The sequence below is a fragment of the Pseudomonas sp. ICMP 561 genome (assembly GCF_002699985.1).
Taxonomy (GTDB): domain Bacteria; phylum Pseudomonadota; class Gammaproteobacteria; order Pseudomonadales; family Pseudomonadaceae; genus Aquipseudomonas; species Aquipseudomonas quasicaspiana.
The window spans coordinates 41,509-64,378 of the sequence record NZ_LKBT01000045.1 but is presented as its reverse complement, the minus strand read 5'-3'; the positions used below and the strand labels follow the sequence as shown (position 1 = coordinate 64,378).

The 22,870-nt window shown below is 57.0% G+C and carries 21 protein-coding genes; 6 read left to right on the top strand and 15 right to left on the bottom strand.

From position 1 onward, the window contains the following. Positions 1–71 precede the first annotated feature (71 nt). The 9 genes from AO242_RS22280 to AO242_RS22240 all read right to left on the bottom strand — a co-directional run bounded on the left by AO242_RS22280 (position 72) and on the right by AO242_RS22240 (position 10,906). Positions 72–1,964: a sensor histidine kinase gene (locus AO242_RS22280; protein WP_099270393.1), complete on the bottom strand. Its 1,893-nt coding sequence runs from the start codon at positions 1,962–1,964 to the stop codon at positions 72–74. A gap of 65 nt (positions 1,965–2,029) precedes the next feature. Further along, on the bottom strand, positions 2,030–2,764 hold the full coding sequence (locus AO242_RS22275) for an amino acid ABC transporter ATP-binding protein (protein WP_099270392.1): 735 nt from the start codon (positions 2,762–2,764) through the stop codon (positions 2,030–2,032). Continuing rightward, the gene (locus tag AO242_RS22270; protein WP_164581605.1) at positions 2,761–3,432 is read right to left on the bottom strand and encodes an amino acid ABC transporter permease; all 672 of its coding nucleotides are present in this window, start codon (positions 3,430–3,432) and stop codon (positions 2,761–2,763) included. Before AO242_RS22270 ends, AO242_RS22275 begins: the two co-directional genes overlap by 4 nt. Further along, a complete protein-coding gene (locus AO242_RS22265) occupies positions 3,432–4,178 on the bottom strand; it encodes an amino acid ABC transporter permease (RefSeq protein ID WP_099270391.1) in 747 nt (248 codons plus the stop codon). Before AO242_RS22265 ends, AO242_RS22270 begins: the two co-directional genes overlap by 1 nt. A 98-nt stretch (positions 4,179–4,276) precedes the next feature. Continuing rightward, positions 4,277–5,191: a glutamate/aspartate ABC transporter substrate-binding protein gene (locus AO242_RS22260; protein WP_099270390.1), complete on the bottom strand. Its 915-nt coding sequence runs from the start codon at positions 5,189–5,191 to the stop codon at positions 4,277–4,279. Positions 5,192–5,786: 595 nt separating this feature from the next. After that, complete coding sequence (gene glpD, locus AO242_RS22255; RefSeq protein WP_099270389.1) at positions 5,787–7,325, bottom strand: glycerol-3-phosphate dehydrogenase; 1,539 nt, start codon at positions 7,323–7,325, stop codon at positions 5,787–5,789. A gap of 287 nt (positions 7,326–7,612) precedes the next feature. Further along, positions 7,613–8,368, bottom strand: coding sequence for a DeoR/GlpR family transcriptional regulator (locus AO242_RS22250; RefSeq protein ID WP_027900765.1), 756 nt, complete (start codon positions 8,366–8,368; stop codon positions 7,613–7,615). Positions 8,369–8,484: 116 nt separating this feature from the next. After that, a complete protein-coding gene (glpK, locus tag AO242_RS22245) occupies positions 8,485–9,990 on the bottom strand; it encodes a glycerol kinase GlpK (protein ID WP_027900764.1) in 1,506 nt (501 codons plus the stop codon). A gap of 49 nt (positions 9,991–10,039) precedes the next feature. Next, positions 10,040–10,906, bottom strand: coding sequence for an MIP/aquaporin family protein (locus tag AO242_RS22240; protein ID WP_099270388.1), 867 nt, complete (start codon positions 10,904–10,906; stop codon positions 10,040–10,042). A gap of 356 nt (positions 10,907–11,262) precedes the next feature. Here AO242_RS22240 and ybaK point away from each other — a divergent pair, with 356 nt between their 5' ends. Next, positions 11,263–11,733 (top strand): Cys-tRNA(Pro) deacylase, encoded by a 471-nt coding sequence (gene ybaK, locus AO242_RS22235; protein ID WP_099270590.1) that lies wholly within the window; start codon positions 11,263–11,265, stop codon positions 11,731–11,733. A gap of 238 nt (positions 11,734–11,971) precedes the next feature. Continuing rightward, positions 11,972–12,760: a PhzF family phenazine biosynthesis protein gene (locus tag AO242_RS22230; RefSeq protein ID WP_099270387.1), complete on the top strand. Its 789-nt coding sequence runs from the start codon at positions 11,972–11,974 to the stop codon at positions 12,758–12,760. Between the two features lie 127 nt (positions 12,761–12,887). Here AO242_RS22230 and AO242_RS22225 read toward each other — a convergent pair whose 3' ends face one another. Together AO242_RS22225 and argF are read right to left on the bottom strand one after the other, a co-directional pair. Then, positions 12,888–13,970, bottom strand: a complete 1,083-nt coding sequence (locus AO242_RS22225) for an ABC transporter ATP-binding protein (protein WP_099270386.1) — start codon at positions 13,968–13,970, stop codon at positions 12,888–12,890. Beyond that, positions 13,967–14,887: an ornithine carbamoyltransferase gene (gene argF / locus AO242_RS22220; RefSeq protein WP_027900759.1), complete on the bottom strand. Its 921-nt coding sequence runs from the start codon at positions 14,885–14,887 to the stop codon at positions 13,967–13,969. Before argF ends, AO242_RS22225 begins: the two co-directional genes overlap by 4 nt. Before the next feature lie 448 nt (positions 14,888–15,335). Between argF and AO242_RS22215 the strand changes: the two genes are divergently transcribed. The 3 genes from AO242_RS22215 (at position 15,336) to grxD (ending at position 18,307) form a co-directional block, all read left to right on the top strand. Further along, positions 15,336–15,626 carry a hypothetical protein gene (locus tag AO242_RS22215; RefSeq protein ID WP_027900758.1) on the top strand — a complete coding sequence of 97 codons (291 nt, stop codon included), beginning with the start codon at positions 15,336–15,338 and terminating at the stop codon, positions 15,624–15,626. 134 nt (positions 15,627–15,760) lie between these two features. Next, a complete protein-coding gene (locus AO242_RS22210) occupies positions 15,761–17,869 on the top strand; it encodes a molybdopterin oxidoreductase family protein (protein WP_099270385.1) in 2,109 nt (702 codons plus the stop codon). 99 nt (positions 17,870–17,968) lie between these two features. Next, positions 17,969–18,307 (top strand): Grx4 family monothiol glutaredoxin, encoded by a 339-nt coding sequence (grxD, locus tag AO242_RS22205; RefSeq protein WP_027900756.1) that lies wholly within the window; start codon positions 17,969–17,971, stop codon positions 18,305–18,307. Between the two features lie 562 nt (positions 18,308–18,869). On the opposite strand, the gene bfr is transcribed toward grxD, so the two are convergent. The 4 genes from bfr to pyrC form a co-directional block, all read right to left on the bottom strand. Then, entirely contained in the window at positions 18,870–19,343 is a 474-nt protein-coding gene (gene bfr, locus AO242_RS22200) for a bacterioferritin (RefSeq protein ID WP_027900754.1), read from the bottom strand. A 201-nt stretch (positions 19,344–19,544) separates the two neighbouring features. Then, positions 19,545–19,763, bottom strand: a complete 219-nt coding sequence (locus AO242_RS22195) for a bacterioferritin-associated ferredoxin (RefSeq protein WP_032627525.1) — start codon at positions 19,761–19,763, stop codon at positions 19,545–19,547. A gap of 246 nt (positions 19,764–20,009) precedes the next feature. Further along, on the bottom strand, positions 20,010–20,681 hold the full coding sequence (rnt, locus tag AO242_RS22190) for a ribonuclease T (RefSeq protein WP_027898437.1): 672 nt from the start codon (positions 20,679–20,681) through the stop codon (positions 20,010–20,012). Next, positions 20,678–21,724: a dihydroorotase gene (gene pyrC / locus AO242_RS22185; RefSeq protein WP_027898438.1), complete on the bottom strand. Its 1,047-nt coding sequence runs from the start codon at positions 21,722–21,724 to the stop codon at positions 20,678–20,680. The genes rnt and pyrC overlap by 4 nt, the downstream gene beginning before the upstream one ends. A gap of 146 nt (positions 21,725–21,870) precedes the next feature. Between pyrC and AO242_RS22180 the strand changes: the two genes are divergently transcribed. Then, positions 21,871–22,776 carry a flagellar protein MotY gene (locus AO242_RS22180; RefSeq protein WP_027898439.1) on the top strand — a complete coding sequence of 302 codons (906 nt, stop codon included), beginning with the start codon at positions 21,871–21,873 and terminating at the stop codon, positions 22,774–22,776. Positions 22,777–22,870 lie beyond the last annotated feature (94 nt).

Sequence of the window (22,870 nt, the reverse complement as noted above, 5' to 3'; positions counted from 1 at the left end):
GGCTGCGAACCGCGGTGTGTCAGGTTCATCGCTTTCGCAGCCTTCGGCAGCTCCTACAAAAGCAGAGCCGGTCATACCTGAGGCTCCTTCACCACATGCAACCACAACACAAACTCGGTACCGCCACTCTCCGGCTGTTCAGCGCTCAGGCTACCACCGGTTGCGGCTGCGAGGCTGGCGGAGAGGGTGAGGCCCAGTCCCAGACCTTGCTCGCCGGGTTTGGTGGTGAAGAACGGTTCGAACAGATGCTTGCGGGTTTCGTCGTCTATGCCGTGGCCGTTGTCTCGAACCCGCAAGCAGTAACGGCCTTCGATGACCGAGCCTTCAAGCCAGATTTCCGGCAAGGGCTGGGCGTGCATGGCGTCCAGAGCGTTGCCAATCAGGTTGACCAGAATCTGCTCGAGGCGAGTCTGATCAATCATCAGCTCGGCGTCGGCATAGCGCTGGTGCAGTTCGAGGGAAAAATTTTCCAGGCGTGGAGTCAACAACTGCAGTGCAGCATCGACGGCTTTGCTGAGTCTGGCCTGACCCTTGTCATCTCCACGGCGGGCGAACGCGCGCAGGCTGGCGGTGATACGGCCCATGCGGTCGACCAGATCGTTGATGGTGCGCAAGTTGGTGCTGGCGGTATCCAGCGCGCCCCGTTCGAGGAAGCGCACGGTGTTGCCGGACAAGGTACGCAGTGCTGCCAGCGGTTGATTCAGTTCGTGGGCAATGCTGGTGGACATCTGCCCGATAGCCGCCAGTTTGCCCGCCTGAACCAGTTCGTCCTGTGCCTTGCGCAAGGTGTCTTCAGCTTGCCGACGTTCGCGGATCTGACCCTTGAGGCGTTCGTTGCTGGCGCGCAAATGCTCGGTGCGCTCGGCGATCTTGCGCTCCAGTTCGTCATTGGCCGCTTGCAGGGCTTCCCGCGCCGCGAGGCGGGTTGAAAGCACTTTGCGCCGTTCATTCCAGGCGATCAGCAGAAACGCGACCAGTGCGCAGGCCACCGCGACCAGCATGCCCTGACTGCCTGCTTCACGGCGCAGGTCTTCAAGGGGCGTCAGCAGCGTCAGATGCCAGGGCGTGTCGCTCAACTGGCGTGTCTGGGCCAGATAGCTGACCTGTTTGTGTTCAAGGTCGACGCTGACATTGGCCGGGAAGGTCAGCTTCTCCACACCCTCCGAAAGCAACTCGCGCTCCAGCGGCACCAGCTCGTTGAGCGGCCACCAGTAATATTGCAGGCTGCGTGCCAGACGTTCTTTGATTTCCGGCGTGAGTGGGCGTACTGATTTCAGACGTCGGGCCGGGTCGCTGGAGAGAATAATGATGCCGTTCTCATCGCTGACGAAGGCTTCCAGTCGTGCACGTTGCCAGCGCTGCTCCAGGGCTTCGAGTTGCACCTTGATCACTGCCACGCCGACGATCTTGCCTTTCTCTTCCAGACCGTGCGCCAGGTAATAACCGGGCTCACCGGTGGTACTACCGATGCCGTAGAAGCGTCCCGGCAAACCCCGCACCGCATCCTGAAAATAAGCCCGGAATGACAGGTCTTCACCCAGATAACTGTCGGCATCGCGCCAGTTGCTTGTGGCAAGTACCCGGCCGGAGGTATCGAGTACGTAAATTGCCCGGCTACGGCTGCGGCGATTCAGGCCTTCGAGGTAATCGTTGACCTCGCTGCGCAGCTCGGGAGTAGGGTCGTTGAGCAGGGCTGAGACGCTGGACTCCAGCTCCAGCACGCTGGGCAAATAAGTGTATTTGTTGATTTCACTTTCGAGGGTGCGGGCGTGCAGCTCAAGCTGACGTTCGCCGCTCTCGCTGAGGGTTTTGATGCCGTAGTGTTCGCTGATCAAATAGGCGACGTAGCCCAGGCCGAACATCAGCACGATGATCAACGGCGGCAGAAACAGGTGGCGAATCAGACGGGGTTTCACGGCAAGTGATGGCGGCGCGGCGCGATAAAGATTGGGGTCGCATTTCATCACAGTCGTCCTGAGCCGAACAGCGGCCCGACGCTTCAAAGCGCCGGGCCGCTGTCGAGTCTCACTTAATGCTGAAGAATTTTAGCGAGGAACTGCTGCGCACGTTCGGAACGGGCGCTGACATCACCGAAAAACTCTTCTTTCTCACAGTCTTCAACGATTTGTCCCTGATCCATGAAGATCACGCGGTTGGCCACTTTGCGCGCGAAGCCCATTTCGTGGGTCACGCACATCATGGTCATGCCTTCCTGAGCCAGTTGCACCATCACGTCGAGCACTTCGTTAACCATCTCCGGATCGAGCGCCGAGGTCGGTTCGTCGAACAGCATGACGATCGGGTCCATGGCCAGTGCCCGGGCAATCGCTACACGCTGTTGCTGACCGCCGGACAATTGGCCCGGATGCTTGTTGGCGTGGGCGGACAGACCTACACGATCCAGCAGCTTCAGGCCTTTTTCAGTCGCTTCTTCCTTGCTGCGCCCCAGCACTTTGATCTGCGCAATGGTCAGGTTTTCAACGATGCTCAGGTGCGGGAACAGTTCGAAATGCTGGAACACCATGCCAACCCGGGAGCGCAATTGCGGAAGGTTGGTTTTCGGGTTGGCAATCGAAGTGCCGTCCACAGTGATATCGCCTTTCTGGAACGGTTCCAGGGCGTTCACGCATTTGATCAGAGTCGATTTGCCGGAGCCCGACGGGCCGCAGACCACGACCACTTCGCCTTTTTTGACCTCGGTGCTGCAATCAGTCAGCACCTGGAAGTCGCCATACCACTTGTTAACGTTTTTGATGGAAATCATACGGCGAACCTTTTTTGCAGACGCTTCACCAGCAACGAGGCGGCAAAGCTGATCGTGAAGTACACCAGACCGGCGATGATCAGGAACTCATTGGCGCGGCCAATGATGTCGCCACTGGCCCGCGAGGCGTTGAGGAAGTCCACCAGGCCTACGGTGTAAACCAGCGAGGTGTCCTGAAACAGGATGATGCTTTGCTGCAGCAACAGCGGGGTCATCTTGCGAAAGGCCTGAGGCAGGATGATCAACCGCATCATCTGCCCGTAGGTCATGCCCAGCGCTTGCGCTGCGCCCATCTGGCCCTTGGAAATCGACTGCACACCGGCTCGAACGATTTCGCAGAAGTAGGCCGCCTCGAACATCATGAATGCGATGACGCAGGAGGTGAACGCACCGATGGGCGTGTCTTCGCCGGTGATCCAGCGCAGCACGAACGGCACCGCCAGATAGAACCAGGTGATGACCAGCAGCAGCGGAATGGAGCGGAAGTAGTTGACGTAAGCACCGGCCACGTTGGCCAGTAGCTTGCTCGACGACAAGCGCATCAACGCCAGAAGGGTGCCCAGCACCAGACCGCCGATGATGCCCATGACCATCAGTTGCAGGGTCATGACCATGCCGTTCCACATACCGGGAATGGCCTGAACGACTCCAGAGAAGTCCATATCCATTATTTGCCCCCCAGGGAGATCAGTCCGGGCACAGCGACTTTCTTCTCGACCAGGCGCATCAGCAACATCAGGCTCATGTTCAGGGTGAAGTAAATCAGTGTCGCCAGGGTGAAGGCTTCGAACAGGTTGGCGGAAAACTCGGCGGTCTGTTTAGTCTGCGCGAGCAATTCCATCAGGCCGATCAGAGACGCCACCGACGAGTTCTTGAACACGTTGAGGAATTCGGAGGTGAGCGGCGGAATGATGATTCGGTAGGCCTGCGGCAGCAGCACGTTCCAATAGATCTGCGGCAGTTTGAAACCCATCGCACGGGCTGCAGATTCCTGTCCGCGAGGCAGCGCTTCAATACCCGTGCGCACTTGTTCACACACCCGAGCAGCGGTAAACAGACCCAGGCAGACGATCACGCTGAGGAACGCGGAAGTCGTCGGGTTCAGGTCTTGCTTGTACCACTCCTGCATGCCTTCGGGCAGCAGATCCGGCACCAGGAAGTACCAGATGAACAGCTGCACCAGCAGCGGCACATTACGGAAGATTTCCACGTAGACCGTGGCAATACCAGCAACTATACGGTTCGGTACGGTGCGCATGACACCGAGCACGGAGCCCAGTAGCAAGGCGATGATCCAGGCAACGACAGCGATAGCGATAGTCCAGCCCAGACCTGAGATGTACCAGTCCAGATAGGTTTCGCTGCCGACGCCAGTGGACCTGAAGAAAACGCTCCAGTCCCAGTTGTAATTCATCAGGGTCTCCCCTCTGATCGATCCAGATGCATGCACGGCATCCTGAAACCGCACGGTGCGGTCTCAGGCTGTTTTATTGACGAGTGGGTAATCGGCGCTTAGGCCTTTTTGTCGTCTGCCGCTTTGTCAGTCGGTTCGGCGATCAGTTTTTTCAGCTCGTCGCTCATCGGGAAGTTCAGGTTCAGGCCTTTTGGCGGGATTGGAGCCTGGAACCACTTTTCGTAGATCTTGTTGATCTCGCCCGACTTGTAGGTCGCAACGATGGCGTCATCGACAGCTTTCTTGAACGGCTCGTCGCCTTTACGCACCATGCAGCCGTAGATTTCGTACGACTGAGGGGTACCGGTTACAGCCCAGTCAGTCGGCTTCTTGGCCTTGGCCATTTCACCGGCCAGCAAGGCGTCGTCCATCATGAATGCCACTGCACGACCCGATTCCAGCATCTGGAAGGATTCGCCGTGGTCTTTGGCCGAGATCACGTTCATGCCCATTTGCTTGTCAGCGTTCATGGACTTGAGGATGCGCTCGGACGTGGTGCCCGCGGTGGTCACGACGTTCTTGCCTTTCAGGTTATCGAAATCCTTGTATTCCGAAGTTGCTTTGGACAACAGACGGGTACCGATTTCGAAGATGCCGACCGAGAAGTCGACCTGTTGCTGACGCTCGACGTTGTTGGTGGTCGAACCACATTCAACGTCGACGGTGCCGTTCTGCACCAGCGGGATACGGGTTTGCGAAGTGACCAGGTTGTACTTGACCTTCAGGTCCGGCATGTCCAGGTCTTTCTTGATGGCTTCAACGATTTTCAGCTGGATGTCGTGGGAGTAACCCACCGGCACGCCGGAAGCATCAGCGATGTAGGAGAAAGGGATCGAAGCGTCGCGGTGACCGAGGGTGATGGTGCCGGACTCTTTGATTTTCTTCAGGGTGCCGGTCAATTCGGCGGCAGAAACTGGAGAGCTGATCAGAGCAGCAGCGATTGCTGCGCCCAGAAGATGGGGAACGATGCGCATCGGTTATACCTCGAATTATTTTTTTTATGGGGCCTGCTACCTGGCGGCCGCCTCTTCGGTCCATGCTTCAACGGCGGCCGACAGAAGACAGGCTACGGTCGAAGCAATCGACTGCTTATTACAGAGCAGGAGGCGTGCCAAGCTGGTTTATAGAGGTTAACTGGCTGATTTATAAGAGGATAAATCCGGGTGTGATCCAGGCGGGGGAGAGGCGGGCGTCCGGGATGCCGAACTAATGGGGGAGAGGTGTTCGGAAATCCGAATGGGCACTGGCGGTAGAAATGCAGAACCCGTGGGAGCGAATCGCGGGATCACACCATAACCTGTGGGCTTGCCCGCGATGCAAGCACCGCGGCCTATCTGATAAACCGCGTCGCCCTTATCCCGGGCAAGCCTCGTTCCCACAGAACTCACGCAGTCCCGTAGGACCGGCTTTAGCCGGGAGGAAGTCGGTATGTTCACTAAATTTTCTTTGGCGACATACCGCTCTCCCGGCTAAAGCCGGTCCTACAAGATCAAGAGCACGCTTGCAGGCAAACATAGAATCTCCCACGGGTCCTATATGCTGCCCGATTACTGGAGCGGATCGTGAATATCAAGCCGCTGCGATAGCACCTTTGTTACGCGCCACGGTGTCCAGATACTGCTGAACGCCTTCGCGCTCTTCAGCGGTCATGAACAGGCCGAGTTTGCTGCGGCGCCACAGAATGTCATCAGCAGTCGTTGCCCATTCGGTGCTGCACAGGTAGTCGACTTCCCGGGTGTACAAGCCCGCGCCCAGGTGATCGCCCAGATCGGCAATGCTCTGCACGCCTTCCAGCAGGCGCCAGGTGCGGCTCCCGTAAGTGCGAGACCAGCGCTGCGCGATTTCGCCTGGTAGCCAGCCAAAACGGCTGACCAACTGGTTGGCCAGCTCCGCTGGAGTGGTCATGTCTTCGCCACCGGGAAGACTGGATTTGGCTGTCCAGCTTGGCTTCATCTGCTTGAAGAACGGAGCCAGTTGCGCCATCGCCGACTCTGCCAGCTTGCGATAGGTGGTCAGCTTGCCGCCGAACACCGACAGGATTGGTGCTTCATCAGCACCACCTGACAGCGACAGGGTGTAGTCGCGGGTGATGGCTGAAGGGTTGTCAGACTCGTCGTTGCACAGCGGACGAACGCCGGACCATGTGCTGAGAACGTCATCGCGGCTCAGTTGCTTCTTGAAGTGGTCGTTGGCCACTTTGAGCATGTAGTCCATCTCGCCGTCGGTGATCTCGACCTTGTTCGGGTCGCCTTGGTACTCGCGATCCGTGGTGCCGACGATGGTGAAGCGCTCCATATAAGGAATTGCGAACACGATGCGCTGGTCTTCGTTCTGAAGGATGAACGCGTTTTCGCCCTCATACAGTTTCGGCACGATCAGGTGACTGCCCTGAATCAGGCGGATGCCGTACGGCGAATCCAGCTTCAGGTCGTCACGAATGAACTTGGCAACCCATGGGCCGGCAGCATTGACCAGCGCCTTGGCACGGATCGAAAACAGCGTGCCATCGGCGCGCTCCATGTGCAGGTGCCACAGGCCGTTGGTACGGCGGGCATTCAGGCAACGCGTCTGGGTGTGAATGTGCGCGCCTTGTTCACGGGCGGCCATGGCGTTGAGCACTACGAGACGGGCGTCGTCGACCCAGCAATCCGAATATTCGAAACCATGAGTGATGTTCGATTTCAGCGGGCTGTCGCTGCCGAAACGCAAGCTGCGCGAACCCGGCAGCTTCTCGCGCTTGCCCAGGTGGTCATAAAGGAACAGACCGGCGCGAATCATCCACGCAGGGCGCAAGTGTGGGCGGTGTGGCAGCACAAAGCGCATCGGCTTGACGATGTGTGGCGCCTTGGCCAACAGCACTTCACGTTCTGCCAATGCTTCACGCACCAGTCGAAATTCGTAATGTTCCAGGTAGCGCAGGCCACCGTGGATCAATTTGCTGCTGGCAGAAGAGGTATGGCTGGCCAGGTCGTCTTTTTCACACAGAAAAACTGACAGACCGCGACCGGAGGCATCCGCTGCGATCCCGACACCATTGATCCCACCACCGATGACGGCGATGTCATAGACCTCGGAAAGTGGCGGCGTAGACAGGTTGGAATGGGGCATCGGTGGCCTCCTGAGTTTATTGTTCGGATAACGAATTCGAACATTAATGTTCATTTACGAAAATCATAGCTCAATAACGCAGGGGCTTCCAGTCAGTTATCATTGAAAATACTGATCGGGAAGAGAGAAAGGAACAAAAGTGAACATGGTGGGATGGCACAGGAAACCCGTAGGACCGGCTTTAGCCGGGAGGGCTTTGGGCTGTTCGCTAAATCTTCTTTGGCAGAACCACGGCCCTCCCGGCTAAAGCCGGTCCTACGGATATGACTTTCGAAGCGCGATTGGCTCTAAACCACTTCCAGCCGAATCTTGTTCTGCGCCAGCAACTGCACCAGTGCGGGAGCCGGGGCCTGGTCGGTTACCAGGCAGTCGATCAGGGTGATCGGCCCCAGGCGAACCATGGCGTTGCGGCCGAACTTGCTGGAGTCGGCAGCCAGAATGACTTGCCGGGCGTTGGCAATGATCGCCTGGGAGACGCGTACTTCCTGATAATCGAAATCCAGCAGACTGCCGTCTTCATCAATCCCGCTGATGCCCACCAGCGCGAAATCGACTTTGAACTGGTTGATGAAGTCCACGCTTGCCTGACCCATCACACCACCGTCACGACGCACGTTGCCGCCCGCCAGCAGGACATCGAAATCCTCTTTGGCGCTGAGCATCGAGGCGACGTGCAGATTGTTGGTGATGATTTTCAGGTTGTTGTGATTGAGCAGGGCGCGGGCGATCGACTCGGTGGTCGTACCGATGTTGATGAATATCGACGCGTGATCGGGAATTTGCGCGGCAATGGCTTCGCCGATGCGTTGTTTCTCGTCGCGCATCTGATCCGCACGCATGGCGTAAGCGGTGTTTTCAATGCTCGAGTCATAAGCTGCGCCACCGTGGTAGCGGCGCAACAGGTTCGATTCCGCAAGCTGATTGATATCGCGGCGGATAGTCTGAGGGGTTACAACGAATAGCGTGGCCATTTCCTCGATGCTGACATAGCCGCGTTCACGGACCAGCTCGAGGATTTGCTGTTGACGGGGAGGCAGGTTCATTTTTGTTGAGTGTCCTTCAGGCTGCCAAATGGCGTCCATGATGCCGCAGGCATGTACTGCCTGTCAGCCGGAAACTCGAAAGCTATGATCCTGCCACTCCGTCGCAAGCGTAACCGTTAGTCGTTGTTGTCGTGCGGTTCCCAGTCGCGGGTGCGGGCTACGGCCTTCTGCCAACCCGCGTAGAGCTTTTCCTTCTCTTCTTCGGCACATTGCGGCTCGAATTCGCGCTCAATAACCGCCTTGTTCTTCAGTTCGTCCAGGCTGCTCCAGAAACCAATGGCCAGACCGGCCAGATAGGCGGCACCCAATGCAGTGGTTTCGCGCATTTTCGGGCGCTCGACCGTAGTGCCGAGAATGTCGGCCTGGAACTGCATGAGGAAGTTGTTAGCCACTGCGCCACCGTCAACCCGCAGGGATTTCAGGCGTTCGCCCGAGTCTTGCTGCATGGCGTCCAGAACGTCGCGGGTCTGGTAGGCGATGGACTCCAGCGCTGCGCGGATGATGTGATCGACTTTCACGCCGCGTGTCAGGCCGAACAATGCACCACGGGCATACGGGTCCCAGTACGGAGCGCCCAGGCCGGTAAACGCCGGCACCAGATAAACGCCGTTGCTGTCCTTGACCTTGCCCGCGAAGTATTCGGTGTCGACGGCATCGGTGATGATTTTCAGCTCGTCACGCAGCCATTGCACCGTCGAACCGCCGTTGAACACAGCGCCTTCCAGAGCGTAAGCCACTTCGCCACGCGGACCGCAACCGATGGTGGTCAGCATGCCGTGGGCGGACTTCACGGCTTTCTTGCCGGTGTTCATCAACAGGAAGCAGCCGGTGCCATAAGTGTTTTTGGCCTGGCCTGGCTCGACGCACATCTGGCCGAACAGCGCAGCCTGCTGATCACCCGCGATACCGGCAATCGGAATACCGCTTTTGCTCTGACCATAAACCTCGGACGAGCTTTTTACTTCCGGGAGCATCTCACGCGGGATATCCAGCACGTCGAGCATGCGCTGATCCCATTCCAGGGTGTGGATGTTGAACAGCATGGTGCGTGATGCGTTGGTGTAGTCGGTGACGTGCACCTTGCCGCCAGTGAATTTCCAGATCAGCCAGCTATCAATGGTGCCGAACATCAGCTCGCCTTTGCGGGCGCGTTCGCGGCTGCCTTCAACGTGGTCGAGGATCCACTTGACCTTGGTGCCCGAGAAGTACGGGTCGATCACCAGGCCAGTGGTGTCCTTGATGTACTCTTCCATGCCGTCGCGCTTGAGCTGCTGGCAGATTTCGGTACTGCGGCGGCACTGCCAGACGATGGCATTATAAATAGGGCGACCGGTTTCCTTTTCCCAGATAACCGTGGTTTCACGCTGGTTGGTGATACCGATGGCGGCAATCTGATTGTGGTGCAGATCAGCCTGAGCCAGTGCTTTGGTCATGCACGCGGTTTGAGTGGCGAAGATCTCCATAGGATCATGTTCAACCCAACCCGCTTGAGGGTAGTGCTGAACGAATTCGCTTTGCGCGGTGCTGACGACATTGGCGTCGCGGTCAAAAATGATTGCACGAGAGCTGGTCGTGCCCTGATCGAGGGCAATGATGTAGTTCTTGTTCTGTGAGTCGGTCATGTCGATTGCCTTGTGCTAATGGGTGAAGTTAAAAGCAGACGCGCGAGATTCAGGATGAAATCTGGGCTTTGCCTGGAACAACGTCAGCGTCTTTTACAGCCACAGTCTCTACAGCAGGAACGGCGCGTGGCAGATGGCGCGCAATCAGCGCACGATAGCCAGCGGCACCGAGGCACGCACCAAGAATCGGCGCGAAAATCGGAATCAGAAAATACGGTATGTCACGGCCACCGGTAAACGCGACTTCATCCCAGCCCGCGAGGAATGTCATCAGTTTAGGACCAAAATCCCGGGCCGGATTCATCGCGAAGCCAGTGAGTGGAGCAGTCGAGGCGCCAATCAGAGCAACCAGCAAACCGATCAGCAGAGGCGCGAGTGCGCCGCGGGGCAGGCCGTTGTTGTCGTCAGTCAGGGACATGATGACGCACATCAGAATCGCCGTGATTACACATTCCACCAGTGCAGCCTGACCTACGGAAATGGCCGGGTTAGGGTAAGTGGAAAATGCTGAGGCGAGTTCAAGGCTGGCAACTGAACCACGAATCATCTGATGCGTTTGTTCGAATTCGAAGAACAGGCTGGTGTACAGCAGATAAACCAGACCGGCACCGCAAAAGGCACCTGCGATTTGTGCGGCTATGTAGAAGGGTAGTTTTCGTTTTTCAAAACCGGCAAAAATACTCAGCGCGATGCTGACTGCCGGATTGAGGTGCGCGCCTGAAACACCTGCGCTCAGATAGATAGCCATGGCGACTGCCAGGCCCCAGATGATGCTGATTTCCCAAAGCCCGAACGTGGCACCCGCAACCTTGAGCGCTGCGACACAGCCGGTACCGAAAAAAATCATCAGGGCGGTGCCCATGAATTCGGCCACGCATTGACCTTTCAGCGTTGGTTCTTGCAGTGCATTCGTCATGTAAACCTCTTTTTTGTTCTTGTGCGGCTCTGTGTGAAATCCACCAGTGCGCGTCTTTTAACGAGCTCGAGGAAACCCCATCCTCGACCTCTGGATTCGACCTTAAATGGAACTAAAGTTCCAGTGAATATTCGCAAACGAAAAAAAATAAACAGGAACGAATGTGATTGAGGGTGGAACCGAACGTGTGGGCACTGGCAGGCGCAGGGCTTTTTACGCGTATTGATCGGGGTTGTGTACACCTTCTTTGATTTTTTCGAGCATTTCACGTCCTGCCCAGTAATCGCGGGGTGTACAGGCGGTTGATCGCCTAGAATAATCCACCAGTAATGGTCGCCCTGGCCTTGGAGCGCTGTATGACACCTGCACTGGATCTGTTGAAAAAAGTTCGCGCTGAACACCGTATACACAGTTACGAACATGACCCGAAAGCTGCCTCTTATGGCCTTGAGGCGGCGGAGAAGTTGGGCCTCGAACCGGCGCAGGTATTCAAGACACTGCTGGCAAGTACTGAAAAAGGTGAATTGCTGGTCGCTGTGGTGCCGGTTGTTGGCACCCTGGACCTCAAGGCGTTGGCAACCGCTGCGAAGGCCAAGAAAACCGAAATGGCCGATCCGGCTGCAGCGCAACGATCAACCGGTTATTTGCTGGGCGGTATCAGTCCGCTAGGCCAGAAGAAGCGACTGCGTACGTTTATTGATCAAAGCGCCGAGCAGTTCGCGACGATTTACGTCAGTGCCGGGCGGCGCGGTCTTGAAGTAGAACTGGCGCCGAAGGCACTTGCTGAACATACCGGCGCGATGTTTGCGCCAGTCGGGCGTGGCTGAAAGCAGTTCTCTGCTTTGTAGCTGCACGCAACTCACCTACGGAAGAATTTCAATAATTGCCGCCAGGTTCGCGGCAGTCAAAGAATCTGTAGGAGCTGCCGAAGGCTGCGATAGCGGTGTGTCAGGATGAACGCTTCGCAGCCTGCGGCAGCTCCTACAGAAATGCATTCCAATTCACTGGTTTGCATTTTGTTTGGCCAGAGTAACCAAGGCTTTCAATCGCACTGGAGCATCACTTATGTATCTCGAGTTTCATCAGGTCGACGCCTTCAGTGATCGTCCGTTCAGTGGCAATCCGGCGATGGTTTATCGCCTCGATGCATGGCTGGCTGATGAGTTGATGCAGCGCATTGCCGCCGAACACAATCTCGCGGAAACCGCGTTCGTGGTCCGCGAGGCACTCGGTTGGCACATCCGCTGGTTCACGCCCAAGACTGAAGTCCCGTTGTGTGGGCATGCGACGCTGGCTGCTGCCCATGTGCTGTTTACTGTTTTCAATGAGCCTTCGGAGCAGCTCGACTTTTTCAGCAAGTCGGGTGCTCTGAGCGTCACGCGTGAGGAGGGGCTATTGCTGCTGGACTTCCCGGCGATGATTCCTCACGAGGTCGGCGTGACCATTGAGCTTGAGCGTGCCTTGGGCACCAGTATTGTTGATGCGCTGGGCTCGGCGGAGTTGATGGTGGTGCTTGAGTCCGAGCAGGCGGTGCGTGAATGCGCGCCTGACATGGCGGCGCTGGCACGGTTGCCCTGGCCTGGTGTGATCGTGACCGCTAAGGGTGAGCATGCTGACTTCGTTTCGCGCTATTTCGCTCCGGCAATTGGCATTCCTGAAGACCCGGTCACCGGCTCGACCCACTGTGTATTGATTCCGTACTGGGCCGGTCGACTGGGCAAGGATGTGCTCAATGCCTACCAGTGTTCTGAACGTGGCGGGGCGTTGTTCTGTCGGCTGGAAGGGGATCGGGTGAAGATCGGCGGGCATGCCACGCTGGTGGCAAGCGGGACGTTGATGGTGAGCTTGGGCTGAATAATCGAGCGATTGCGCTATCGCGTAGGACCGGCTTTAGCCGGGAGAGCGGTATTCCTGACGATTAAAATCGGCGTATCCACCGACGTCCTCCCGGCTAAAGCCGGTCCTACGGTGGGATTTGAGCCTATGCGAGCGTATTCGACTGCTGCACCGCCACGCTACCTGCAGCGGGGAACAGCACCAGATGGTCGGCCGAAACCCGAATACCTACCTGCTCGCCGGGTTGATAATCCGCATGGCTGGGGAAGACCGCTTCCAGTTGGCTGCCGGTAGGCAGTTGCAGGCGGTAAAGCGTCGCTGCGCCCTGAAAGGTTTTGCTGGTGACGCGGGCGGCAAGAGTGCTATCGGCATCGAAGACGATGTCATCCGGTCGCAGCAATACGTCCACTGCGCTGCCTTTTGTGCCTGAGTAAGCGCGGTTGCCTTGCAGTACACCCAATTCGGTCTGAACGGATTGCGGGTCAATCATGACGCCGCGAATGAAATACCCCTGACCGATAAAGCTGGCGACGTAGGGCGTCAGCGGTTCGTGGTACAGGTTGTAGGGCGTGTCCCATTGTTCCAGCCGACCTTCTTTGAAGACGCCTACATGATCGCTGACAGCGAAGGCTTCTTCCTGATCGTGGGTGACCAGTATTGCGCTGGTGCCTCGGGCCTTGAGGATGTCGCGAACCTCGTGGCTTAGGCGGCGGCGAAGTTCGCCGTCCAGATTGGAAAACGGTTCGTCGAGCAGCAGCAGTTGCGGCTCAGGCGCCAGCGCGCGTGCCAGTGCAACGCGTTGCTGTTGACCACCGGACAATTCATGAGGCAGGCGTTTGCCTAAGGCGCCCAGATTGACCAGCTCCAATAGCTCGTCGGTCACTTGCTTGAGGCGTGGATGCTTGCGAATGCCAAAGGCGACATTCTCGGCAACGCTCAAGTGCGGGAAAAGCGCGTAATCCTGAAACACCATGCCGATCCGGCGTTTCTCAGGAGGCAGGGTAAAGCCTGGCCTGGAGATGACTTCGCCAGCCAGAGTAATTTCCCCGGCGTGAACCGGCTCGAACCCGGCAATGGCGCGTAAAGTCGTGGTCTTGCCACAGCCTGATGAGCCCAGCAAGCAGCCGATATCCCCTGCGTTGAGGTGCAGGTTCAGATCCTGCACCACGCGTTGTTCCTGATATCCACAGGCCAGATTGCGCAGGTTCAGCAGCAGTGGCGAACTCATGCTGGCTGGCAGGCAGGCGCAACCAGAAACTCCAGCAGCGCCTTCTGTGCATGCAGGCGATTTTCAGCCTGGTCCCATGCCACAGAGCGAGGATCGTCAAGCAGGTCGACGCTGATTTCTTCGCCACGATGCGCTGGCAGGCAATGCATGAACAGCACGTCTTTGTCAGCGAGATCGAGCAGGGCGCGGGTGACCTGGAACGGTGTGAACAAGGCGATGCGCCTGGCGGTTTCTTCTTCCTGGCCCATGGAGGTCCAGACGTCGGTGCTCACCAGATGGGCGCCTGCCACTGCCGCACGCGGATCACGCAGCACCGTCACGCGATCACCCGCCAGCGCCAGAAATTCCGGATTTGGCTCATAACCTTCAGGGCAAGCCACACGCAACTGGAAGTCGAACTGGATCGCGGCTTCTATATAGCTGTTGCACATATTGTTGCCGTCGCCGATCCAGGCAACGGTCTTGCCTTTGATCGAGCCGCGATGCTCAAGGAAGGTCTGCATGTCGGCCAGCAACTGGCAGGGATGCAAGTCATCGGACAGGCCATTGATGACAGGCACGCGGGAGTTGGCGGCGAACTCGGTCAGATTGCTATGGGCAAAGGTACGGATCATCACGGCATCGAGCATGCTCGAAAGCACTTTCGCGCAATCGGCAATCGGCTCGCCACGGCCCAATTGGGTGTCACGAGGGGACAAAAAGATGGCCTGACCGCCGAGCTGGATCATGCCGGCTTCAAACGAAACACGGGTACGAGTCGAAGATTTCTCGAAGATCATGCCCAGCACCCGACCTTTCAACGGTTCGAAAAGCACGCTTCGGTTTCGCAGGTCTTTGAGCTCTACGCCTCGACGGATCAAGCGCAGGAGTTCTTCTGGCTTGTAATCCATCATCGAGAGAAAGTGCCTGGCGTTCATTATTAACTACCTTTTTTGCAACAGACCGCAGATGCTCAAAGCCGGGTTTTATCGGGAAAACGGGCGAGACCTGCGGCGGAAGCCGCACGGGGCGACGAATAGGGAAGGCGCGATGGTATAAAAAAATGTCGCCTCTTACCAATAAGATGCTCATGTCCGAATGTTTTTTATTCACAACACAGGCGTTTTTTGCATTCGGAACTTGCTTGAGCTCCCGGGACAGATAATGCTCTGGCAGGCGGCAACTGGCCATTTTCTGGCAACCGAGGCAGGTATTTGTACACTGCCGCGATGTGACATTGCAATTGGTGCGAATTCTGCAACAGTTTTACTTTCGGAAGGTCATATCGTTGGCTTATGCGATCTGCTTCACGCGGCGCACTGTTAGCCCGTTCCATAAATAATCGCCGTAGGTTATAACTGCGCATCGCGTATCAGGGGGTGGGGAATGGAATCTAAAGAAAAACAGTTGACGGAATTACTCGGGCTCACGGCTCGGACCCTTACGCACCTCACAGCTTCGATGACGTCCATGTCTTTCGAGCTGTTGCGCAGCAATGATGAAGTCACCCGGGCTGCCGGGCGACACATGATTGACCGGATGGCGACAATCAGTTCCGGGCTTGATGAACACTGGCGTCTGATCGGCGAGTTGACCGGCGTTCATCTGGCTCAAGAGCAGATCGAAACGGTCCACGAAATCCAGCTGCAGCGCAAAATCACCCCTATCGGCGGTTGATCGTTTTTAGTCATCGGCCCGCCTGATGCCTGTCGATTCATGAGACGAACGTCTCTGGCGCAGTCGCAAGCCACGCCCCATAGTTTCGTTTGAGCGATCGCTTCAGGTCGTCCTGACAAAATATGAGGCTGGCCATGACCAAGACCCTCCATCACCGTGCCTGCCATCTCTGCGAAGCCATCTGTGGCTTGAGCATCGAGACCACCACCAGTGCTGAAAATCAGGTGTCGATCACTTCGATCAAGGGCGATCCCCTGGACTCGTTCAGTCGCGGCCACATTTGCCCCAAGGCGGTGGCGCTGCAAGATATTCAGAATGACCCTGACCGGTTACGCCAACCCATGCAGCGTGTGGGCGATCAGTGGCGGCCTATCGAGTGGCAAGCGGCATTTGATCTGGTCGCCGAGCGGTTGCTGGATATCCAGCAACGTTATGGGCAGAACGCTGTCGCGGTGTATCAAGGCAATCCGAGCGTGCACAATTACGGGTTGATGACCCACAGCAATTACTTTCTGGGTTTGCTGAAAACCCGTAATCGCTACTCGGCGACCTCTGTCGACCAGCTTCCCCACCACCTGACCAGTTTCCTGATGTATGGCCACGGCTTGCTGCTGCCCATCGTCGATATTGATCACACCGATTTCATGCTGATTCTGGGCGGCAACCCTCTGGCATCCAATGGCAGCATCATGACCGTGCCGGATGTCGAAAAACGGTTGAAGGCTATCCAGGCTCGCGGTGGAAAAGTCGTGGTAGTCGATCCTCGGCGCACTGAGACGGCCGCAATCGCCGATCAGCATATTTTCGTGCGACCGGGTGGCGATGCAGCCTTACTGTTTGGCCTGCTGAATACGTTGTTCGAGGAAGGCCTCACCCGCGACAGCCATTTGCCAGTGGACGGGCTGGATCTGGTGCGGGCCGCTATCGCTGATTTCAGTGCCGAAGCCATGAGTCTGCGATGTGGGGTGCCGGCCGGGCAGATTCGCCAACTGGCGCGAGACTTCGCCGCTGCTGACAAAGCTGCGTGTTACGGGCGAATGGGCATTTCCACTCAGGTGTTCGGCACGGTGTGTCATTGGCTGGTGCAGTTGATCAATCTGGTGACGGGCAATCTTGATCGGGTGGGCGGTGTGCTCTGTACCGAGCCAGCGGTGGATCTGGTGGGCGCAACGTCCGGCGGTCATTTCAATCAATGGCAAAGCAGGATTTCCGGGTTGCCGGAATACGCCGGTGAGCTGCCAGTCGCGGCATTGGCGGAAGAAATGCTCAATGAGGGGGAGGGGCAGATCAAGGCCCTGGTGACAGTCGCAGGCAACCCGGTGTTATCGACGCCCAATGGCCGCCAGCTTGATCAGGCGCTGGACGGCCTGGAGTTCATGCTCAGCATCGATCTGTACATCAACGAGACCACGCGCCACGCCGACCTGATTCTGCCTTCAACCTCAGCGCTGGAAAATGACCACTACGACACGACGTTCAACACGTTTGCGGTGCGTAATGTCACGCGTTTCAATCGGGCCATTCTGGCCAAACCCGAGGGCGCACTGCACGACTGGGAAATCTTCGTAGGGCTGGCGAAAGCCTTTGCCGCAAGGGCGGGGCGAGAGTTGAAGCCGACGATGCCCCCGGCGCAGATGATTGATCGCGGTCTGCGCGCCGGACTGTATGGTGATGGTTCGGACTACAAGCTTTCCCTGGACACCTTGCGGGAGCATCCTCATGGTCTGGACCTCGGCGCGTTGAAGCCCAATCTCGGCCCGCGTCTGAAGACCGCCAATGGCCGCATTCAGGCCGCGCCTGACGTTGTCCTGTCTGACCTCGTGCGGTTTGCGCGGGTTCACGCTCCGGCAGCGGGTGAGTTGCTGCTGATTGGCCGACGTCACGTACGCAGCAACAATTCGTGGATGCATAACTATCATCGCTTGGTTAAGGGCAAGCCTCGTCATCATCTGTTGATGCACCCTGATGACCTGGTCAGTCGTGGCCTGAGCGATGGGCAGCAAGTGCGAGTGAGTTCCCGGGTGGGCGTTATTGAGGTACAGGTTTTAGCCAGTCTGGACATGATGCCGGGCGTAGTCAGCCTGCCTCATGGTTGGGGGCATACCAAACCCGGTGTGCAGATGGACATTGCCGCGCAGCAGCCTGGGGAGAGTGCCAACGACCTGACCGATGAGCGAGAGCTTGATAGCCTTTCCGGCAATGCAGTACTCAATGGCGTGAGCGTTCAGGTCGCTGCGGCATGATCGCCGGCATAAGGTAAGGCTGAGCGTAGCGCTCGGGTTTCCGTTACAATGCGCCACCGTGTCGACAACTGAGTCGGAAAAGTTAAGCCGAGGTGCTCCATGGATATCATCGAAACGATCAAAGACCAGATTGCCAACAACACCATTCTGCTCTACATGAAAGGTGCTCCGAATGCCCCGCAGTGCGGCTTTTCGGCAAAGGCTTCCCAGGCGTTGATGGCATGTGGCGAAAAATTCGCTTATGTCGACATCCTGCAAAATCCTGAAATCCGCGCCAACCTGCCAAAGTACGCCAACTGGCCAACGTTCCCGCAACTGTGGGTGGCCGGTGAGCTGGTCGGCGGTAGCGACATCATCACCGAGATGCAGGCTGACGGTTCGCTGCAAGAGCTGGTGAAAGGCGCAGCAGCCAAGGCAGCCGGTAACACCGAAGCCTGATAAGAGTCGCTCACCTGCAGGAGCCAACTTGTTGGCGAAGCGGTTGACCGGTTTGCAGATGTGTTGGCTGACCTGACGCTTCGCGAACAAGTTCGCTCCTACCGGTTGGTGTTCATACGGCACCAACGTAGCGACAAAGAAAAGCCCGCTTTCGAGAGAAGGCGGGCTTTTTCGTTAGCGTCACCTTGGCCGCTTATCTGTAGGAGCCAACTTGTTGGCGAAGCGGTTGACCGGTTTGCAGATGTGTTGGCTGACCTGACGCCTCGCGAACAAGTTCGCTCCTACCGGTTGGTGTTCATACGGCACCAACGTAGCGACAAAGAAAAGCCCGCTTTCGAGAGAAGGCGGGCTTTTTCGTTAGCGTCACCTTGGCCGCTTACCTGTAGGAGCCAACTTGTTGGCGAAGCGGTTGACCGGTTGGCAGATGTGTTGCCTGACCTGACGCCTCGCGAACAAGTTCGCTCCTACCGGTTGATGTGCATACCGCATCAGCGTAGCGACAAAGAAAAGCCCCGCTTTCTCTCGAAAGCGGGGCTTTTTCGTTACCGGCAGACCAGATGAATCAGTCTTCGCCCATCTGCGATTGCAGGTAGTTCTCGATACCGATTTTCTCGATCAGACCCAGTTGGGTTTCCAGCCAGTCGATATGTTCTTCCTCGGACTCGAGGATGTCTTCCAGCATTTCACGGCTACCGAAGTCACCGATGACTTCGCAGTGAGCAATGGCCGCTTTGAGATCAACCAGACCTTTGTGTTCAATCTTCAGGTCGCACTCAAGCATTTCCTTGGTGTGTTCGCCGATCAGGATTTTGCCCAGCTCTTGCAGGTTAGGCAGGCCTTCCAGGAACAGGATGCGCTTGATGAGCTTGTCAGCGTGCTTCATCTCGTCGATGGATTCGCGGTACTCGTGCTTGCCCAGCTTGTTCAGGCCCCAATCTTCATACATGCGGGCATGCAGGAAGTACTGATTGATCGCGACCAGCTCGTTTCCGAGGATCCTGTTGAGATGCTGGATGACTGTAATGTCGCCTTTCATTTTTGAGGTCCTGCCAATGGCTTGTATATATAAAACGCGAGTTTGATCTGCGCGTATTAGTCTGTCAAACCTAAGTTATTGAATAATAAGTGAAATTAAATAGGAATAAGAATGTTTGTGTTCCGCATCTTGACGCTAAGCATTTGAATTAAAGGCATAAAAAAACCGGACACTAGGTCCGGTTCCTTGAAATAGGTTCAATCAGGCGGGTGAAAATTCTGCTGGATAAGCTAATGCGGCCTGGCTGGTCTGCAGCTCGGTCAGGGTATCGCGTACCACTTCCTTGGCTAAACAGGCGCATTTGCCACATTTGGTGGCGACGCCCAATGTTTCACGAACGTCTTTGTAACTGCAGCAACCCTCGAATATTGCATCTCGGATTTGACCGTCGGTAACACCTTGGCAGAGGCAGACATACATAAATGAGAACCATCGCTGTAATTTCTCGTTGCCGGGGATACTAATGTTAATGAGAATGCTTGTCAAAACTCATTGAGAAGGTTTCTCTCTGTACCGACGAGTGGTGAAATTACATTAAGCGATGCTTTGAACATAACGACGCCATCCCGAGCAAGCTCACTCCTACAGAAGACCGCGTACTTCTGTAGGAGTGAGCTTGCTCGCGATGGCGTCAGTTAAATCAACGCAGGATTTTCAGTGTCGCCATCAGTCGCCGAAATCTTCCCAGCCACCCATCTGCTTCCAGCGATTGACGATGCCGCAGAACAGCTCGGCGGTTTTCTCGGTGTCGTAACGCGCTGAGTGTGCTTCACGGCCGTCGAAGTCGATACCGGCTGCCTGACAGGCCTTGGCAAGAACGGTCTGGCCGTAGGCAAGCCCGGCCAGCGTCGCGGTGTCGAAGCTGGAGAAGGGGTGGAACGGGTTACGTTTCATGTCGAGCCGCGCAACCGCCGCGTTCAGAAAGCCCAGGTCGAAGCTGGCGTTGTGGCCGACCAGCACCGCACGCTTGCATCCATTGGCCTTCAGTGCCTTGCGAACACCACGGAAGATGTCATTCAGCGCGGTTTCTTCACTGACCGCCATACGCAATGGATGATCGAGTTTGATACCGGTGAACTCAAGGGCAGCCGCCTCAATGTTGGCGCCCTCGAACGGTTCTACGCGGAAGAAATGCGTATGCTCCGGGAACACAAATCCGTCTTCGTCCATACCGATGGTCACTGCCGCAATTTCCAGCAGGGCGTCGGTAGCGCAATTGAAGCCACCGGTCTCTACATCGATGACGACAGGCAGGTAGCCGCGAAAACGGGCTGCCATGGGGTGGCGCGAACCGCCGCCCTGACCTTCCTGTTCGTCGTCGAAATGATCTTCACTCACGCGTGTTTCTCCAGCAGACGCCAGCGCAGTTTTTCACCGGCGCGCAGCGGTATTACGGACAGCTCGCCAAACGGCAGACTGGTGGGCGCGGTCCATTCTTCACGGACCAGCGTAATGGTGTCCTGAGGCGCAGGCAGGCCGTAGAACGCCGGACCATGGAGGCTGGCGAACCCTTCCAGTTTGTCCAGTGCATTACGTTGCTCGAAAGCCTCAGCGTACATCTCGATGGCGGCATAGGCGGTGTAGCAGCCTGCACAGCCACAAGCGTTTTCCTTGGCATGCTGGGCATGCGGCGCCGAGTCGGTGCCGAGGAAGAACTTCGTGCTCCCACCGGTAGCTGCATCAAGCAGCGCGGTCTGGTGCGTATTGCGCTTCAGAATCGGCAGGCAATAGAAGTGCGGACGAATCCCGCCCACCAGCATGTGGTTGCGGTTATAGAGCAAGTGATGCGCAGTAATCGTGGCGCCGACATTGGCCGAAGCCTGATTGACGAACTGCACAGCCTCAGCGGTGGTGATGTGTTCAAACACCACTTTGAGTGTCGGGAAGCGTTCAACGACACGCGTCAGGTGTTCATCGATGAAGATTTTCTCGCGATCAAAGACATCAATGTCGCTACGGGTCACTTCGCCGTGCACCAGAAGCGGCATGCCGACTTCGGCCATTGCTTCGAGAACGGGGAAAATCTTGTCGATGCTGGTCACACCCGAATCGGAGTTGGTGGTCGCTCCGGCCGGGTACAACTTGGCAGCATGGATAAAGCCAGTGGCTTTGGCCGTGCGGATGTCTTCCGGCTGCGTCAGGTCAGTCAGGTAAAGCACCATCAGCGGTTCGAACGGGCTGCCGGCAGGGCGAGCCGCCAGGATGCGCTGACGATAAGCGTCGGCCTCCTGAGCATTGCGAACGGGCGGTACCAGGTTAGGCATGATGATTGCGCGGCCAAAAGTGCGCGCAACGTCAGCAACGGTGTGGGGCAAAACAGCTCCATCGCGGAGGTGTATGTGCCAGTCGTCGGGACGCAAAAGGGTCAGGAGGTCGGACATTGGGGATTCCAGGCGGGTCAAACTCGCTGGGAATGCTACCGGAAAAGACTCTCTCAGGCACCCGCTATCAAGTTTTGTAGGAAGTTACCGATAGCCCGTTGTAGGAAGTCTTTTTGTTATGAAGTCATTTTTTAGTGGAGCCTCCCGTGCGCCAGCGATATCTAGCCCTGCTCAGCGTGTTCGCCAGCTTCCCGGCCATGGCAATGACTTTCCAGACTCGTCTGGAAAGCATTGAGTGGAAAGTGGAAGGCGATCAGTTCGAGTGTCGCCTCAGCCAACCCATCACCGATTTCGGTGCGGGTGAGTTCGTGCGTCGTGCGGGTGAGCAGGCCACATTCCGGATCAAGTCGGCCGGCGGCATGGCGGGCGGCGGCTCGGCGACCCTTTTGGCGGCTGCTGCGCCATGGCAGCCGGGGCGCGGCGATATCAATCTGGGTTCAGTCAAAGTCAATAATGGTGAATTTCCGTTCAGCAGTTCGCAGGTACAGGCCAGTCGGCTGATCAGCGGTCTGATGGAAGGTCGCAGCCCGGTCATCCGCCATTACTCCCGTGATGCTGCTGGTACCACCGAAGTGCGCCTGTTACCGGTCAAATTCAACAAAGCCTTCAGCGACTATCAGCAGTGCGTCACTAAACTGCTGCCGATGAACTACGACCAGGTCAAACAGGGTGAAGTTGGTTTTCCGGGCGGCGGCATCGATCTGGATGCGCAAGCCAAGGCTCGCTTGCAGACCATCGTGGCGTATCTCAAGGCGGATCCCACGGTTAATCACGTCGAACTGGACGGACATTCAGATAACAGTGGCAATCGCCTGACCAATCGTGACTTGTCCCGACGTCGCGCCTTGGCCGTCATGGATTTTCTGAAGGCTCAAGGCATTCCCGAAGAACAGATTACTCTGCGTTTCCACGGCGAACGCTATCCGCTGGTGCCTAATACCAACAACGCCAACCGTGCGCGTAACCGTCGGGTAAACATCCATCTGGAGCGTATTGCGCCGGATGAAAGACCTGCCCCTGTTGCGCTGAATACGGCTCCCGCCAAGATCTGACGACGGGTGCTCACTCGTCGCCAGATCGACATAATCTGTCGCTTCATCGTCAGAAGCTGTCGCGCTACTGTAAATCACACCGTTTGAGCGGTAG

Excerpts from the sequence above, each read along its gene's own strand:
- ybaK (WP_099270590.1), top strand. The coding sequence starts at position 11,263 with ATGACACCTGCACTGGATCTGTTGAAAAAAGTTCGCGCTGAACACCGT.
- AO242_RS22250 (WP_027900765.1), bottom strand. The coding sequence starts at position 8,368 with ATGAACCTGCCTCCCCGTCAACAGCAAATCCTCGAGCTGGTCCGTGAA.
- AO242_RS22210 (WP_099270385.1), top strand. The coding sequence starts at position 15,761 with ATGACCAAGACCCTCCATCACCGTGCCTGCCATCTCTGCGAAGCCATC.
- AO242_RS22195 (WP_032627525.1), bottom strand. The coding sequence starts at position 19,763 with ATGTATGTCTGCCTCTGCCAAGGTGTTACCGACGGTCAAATCCGAGAT.
- AO242_RS22230 (WP_099270387.1), top strand. The coding sequence starts at position 11,972 with ATGTATCTCGAGTTTCATCAGGTCGACGCCTTCAGTGATCGTCCGTTC.
- grxD (WP_027900756.1), top strand. The coding sequence starts at position 17,969 with ATGGATATCATCGAAACGATCAAAGACCAGATTGCCAACAACACCATT.
- AO242_RS22275 (WP_099270392.1), bottom strand. The coding sequence starts at position 2,764 with ATGATTTCCATCAAAAACGTTAACAAGTGGTATGGCGACTTCCAGGTG.
- glpK (WP_027900764.1), bottom strand. The coding sequence starts at position 9,990 with ATGACCGACTCACAGAACAAGAACTACATCATTGCCCTCGATCAGGGC.
- AO242_RS22265 (WP_099270391.1), bottom strand. The coding sequence starts at position 4,178 with ATGAATTACAACTGGGACTGGAGCGTTTTCTTCAGGTCCACTGGCGTC.
- pyrC (WP_027898438.1), bottom strand. The coding sequence starts at position 21,724 with ATGTCCGACCTCCTGACCCTTTTGCGTCCCGACGACTGGCACATACAC.
- AO242_RS22240 (WP_099270388.1), bottom strand. The coding sequence starts at position 10,906 with ATGACGAATGCACTGCAAGAACCAACGCTGAAAGGTCAATGCGTGGCC.
- AO242_RS22260 (WP_099270390.1), bottom strand. The coding sequence starts at position 5,191 with ATGCGCATCGTTCCCCATCTTCTGGGCGCAGCAATCGCTGCTGCTCTG.
- AO242_RS22225 (WP_099270386.1), bottom strand. The coding sequence starts at position 13,970 with ATGAGTTCGCCACTGCTGCTGAACCTGCGCAATCTGGCCTGTGGATAT.
- AO242_RS22215 (WP_027900758.1), top strand. The coding sequence starts at position 15,336 with ATGGAATCTAAAGAAAAACAGTTGACGGAATTACTCGGGCTCACGGCT.
- AO242_RS22270 (WP_164581605.1), bottom strand. The coding sequence starts at position 3,432 with ATGGATATGGACTTCTCTGGAGTCGTTCAGGCCATTCCCGGTATGTGG.
- AO242_RS22280 (WP_099270393.1), bottom strand. The coding sequence starts at position 1,964 with ATGAAATGCGACCCCAATCTTTATCGCGCCGCGCCGCCATCACTTGCC.
- argF (WP_027900759.1), bottom strand. The coding sequence starts at position 14,887 with ATGAACGCCAGGCACTTTCTCTCGATGATGGATTACAAGCCAGAAGAA.
- bfr (WP_027900754.1), bottom strand. The coding sequence starts at position 19,343 with ATGAAAGGCGACATTACAGTCATCCAGCATCTCAACAGGATCCTCGGA.
- glpD (WP_099270389.1), bottom strand. The coding sequence starts at position 7,325 with ATGCCCCATTCCAACCTGTCTACGCCGCCACTTTCCGAGGTCTATGAC.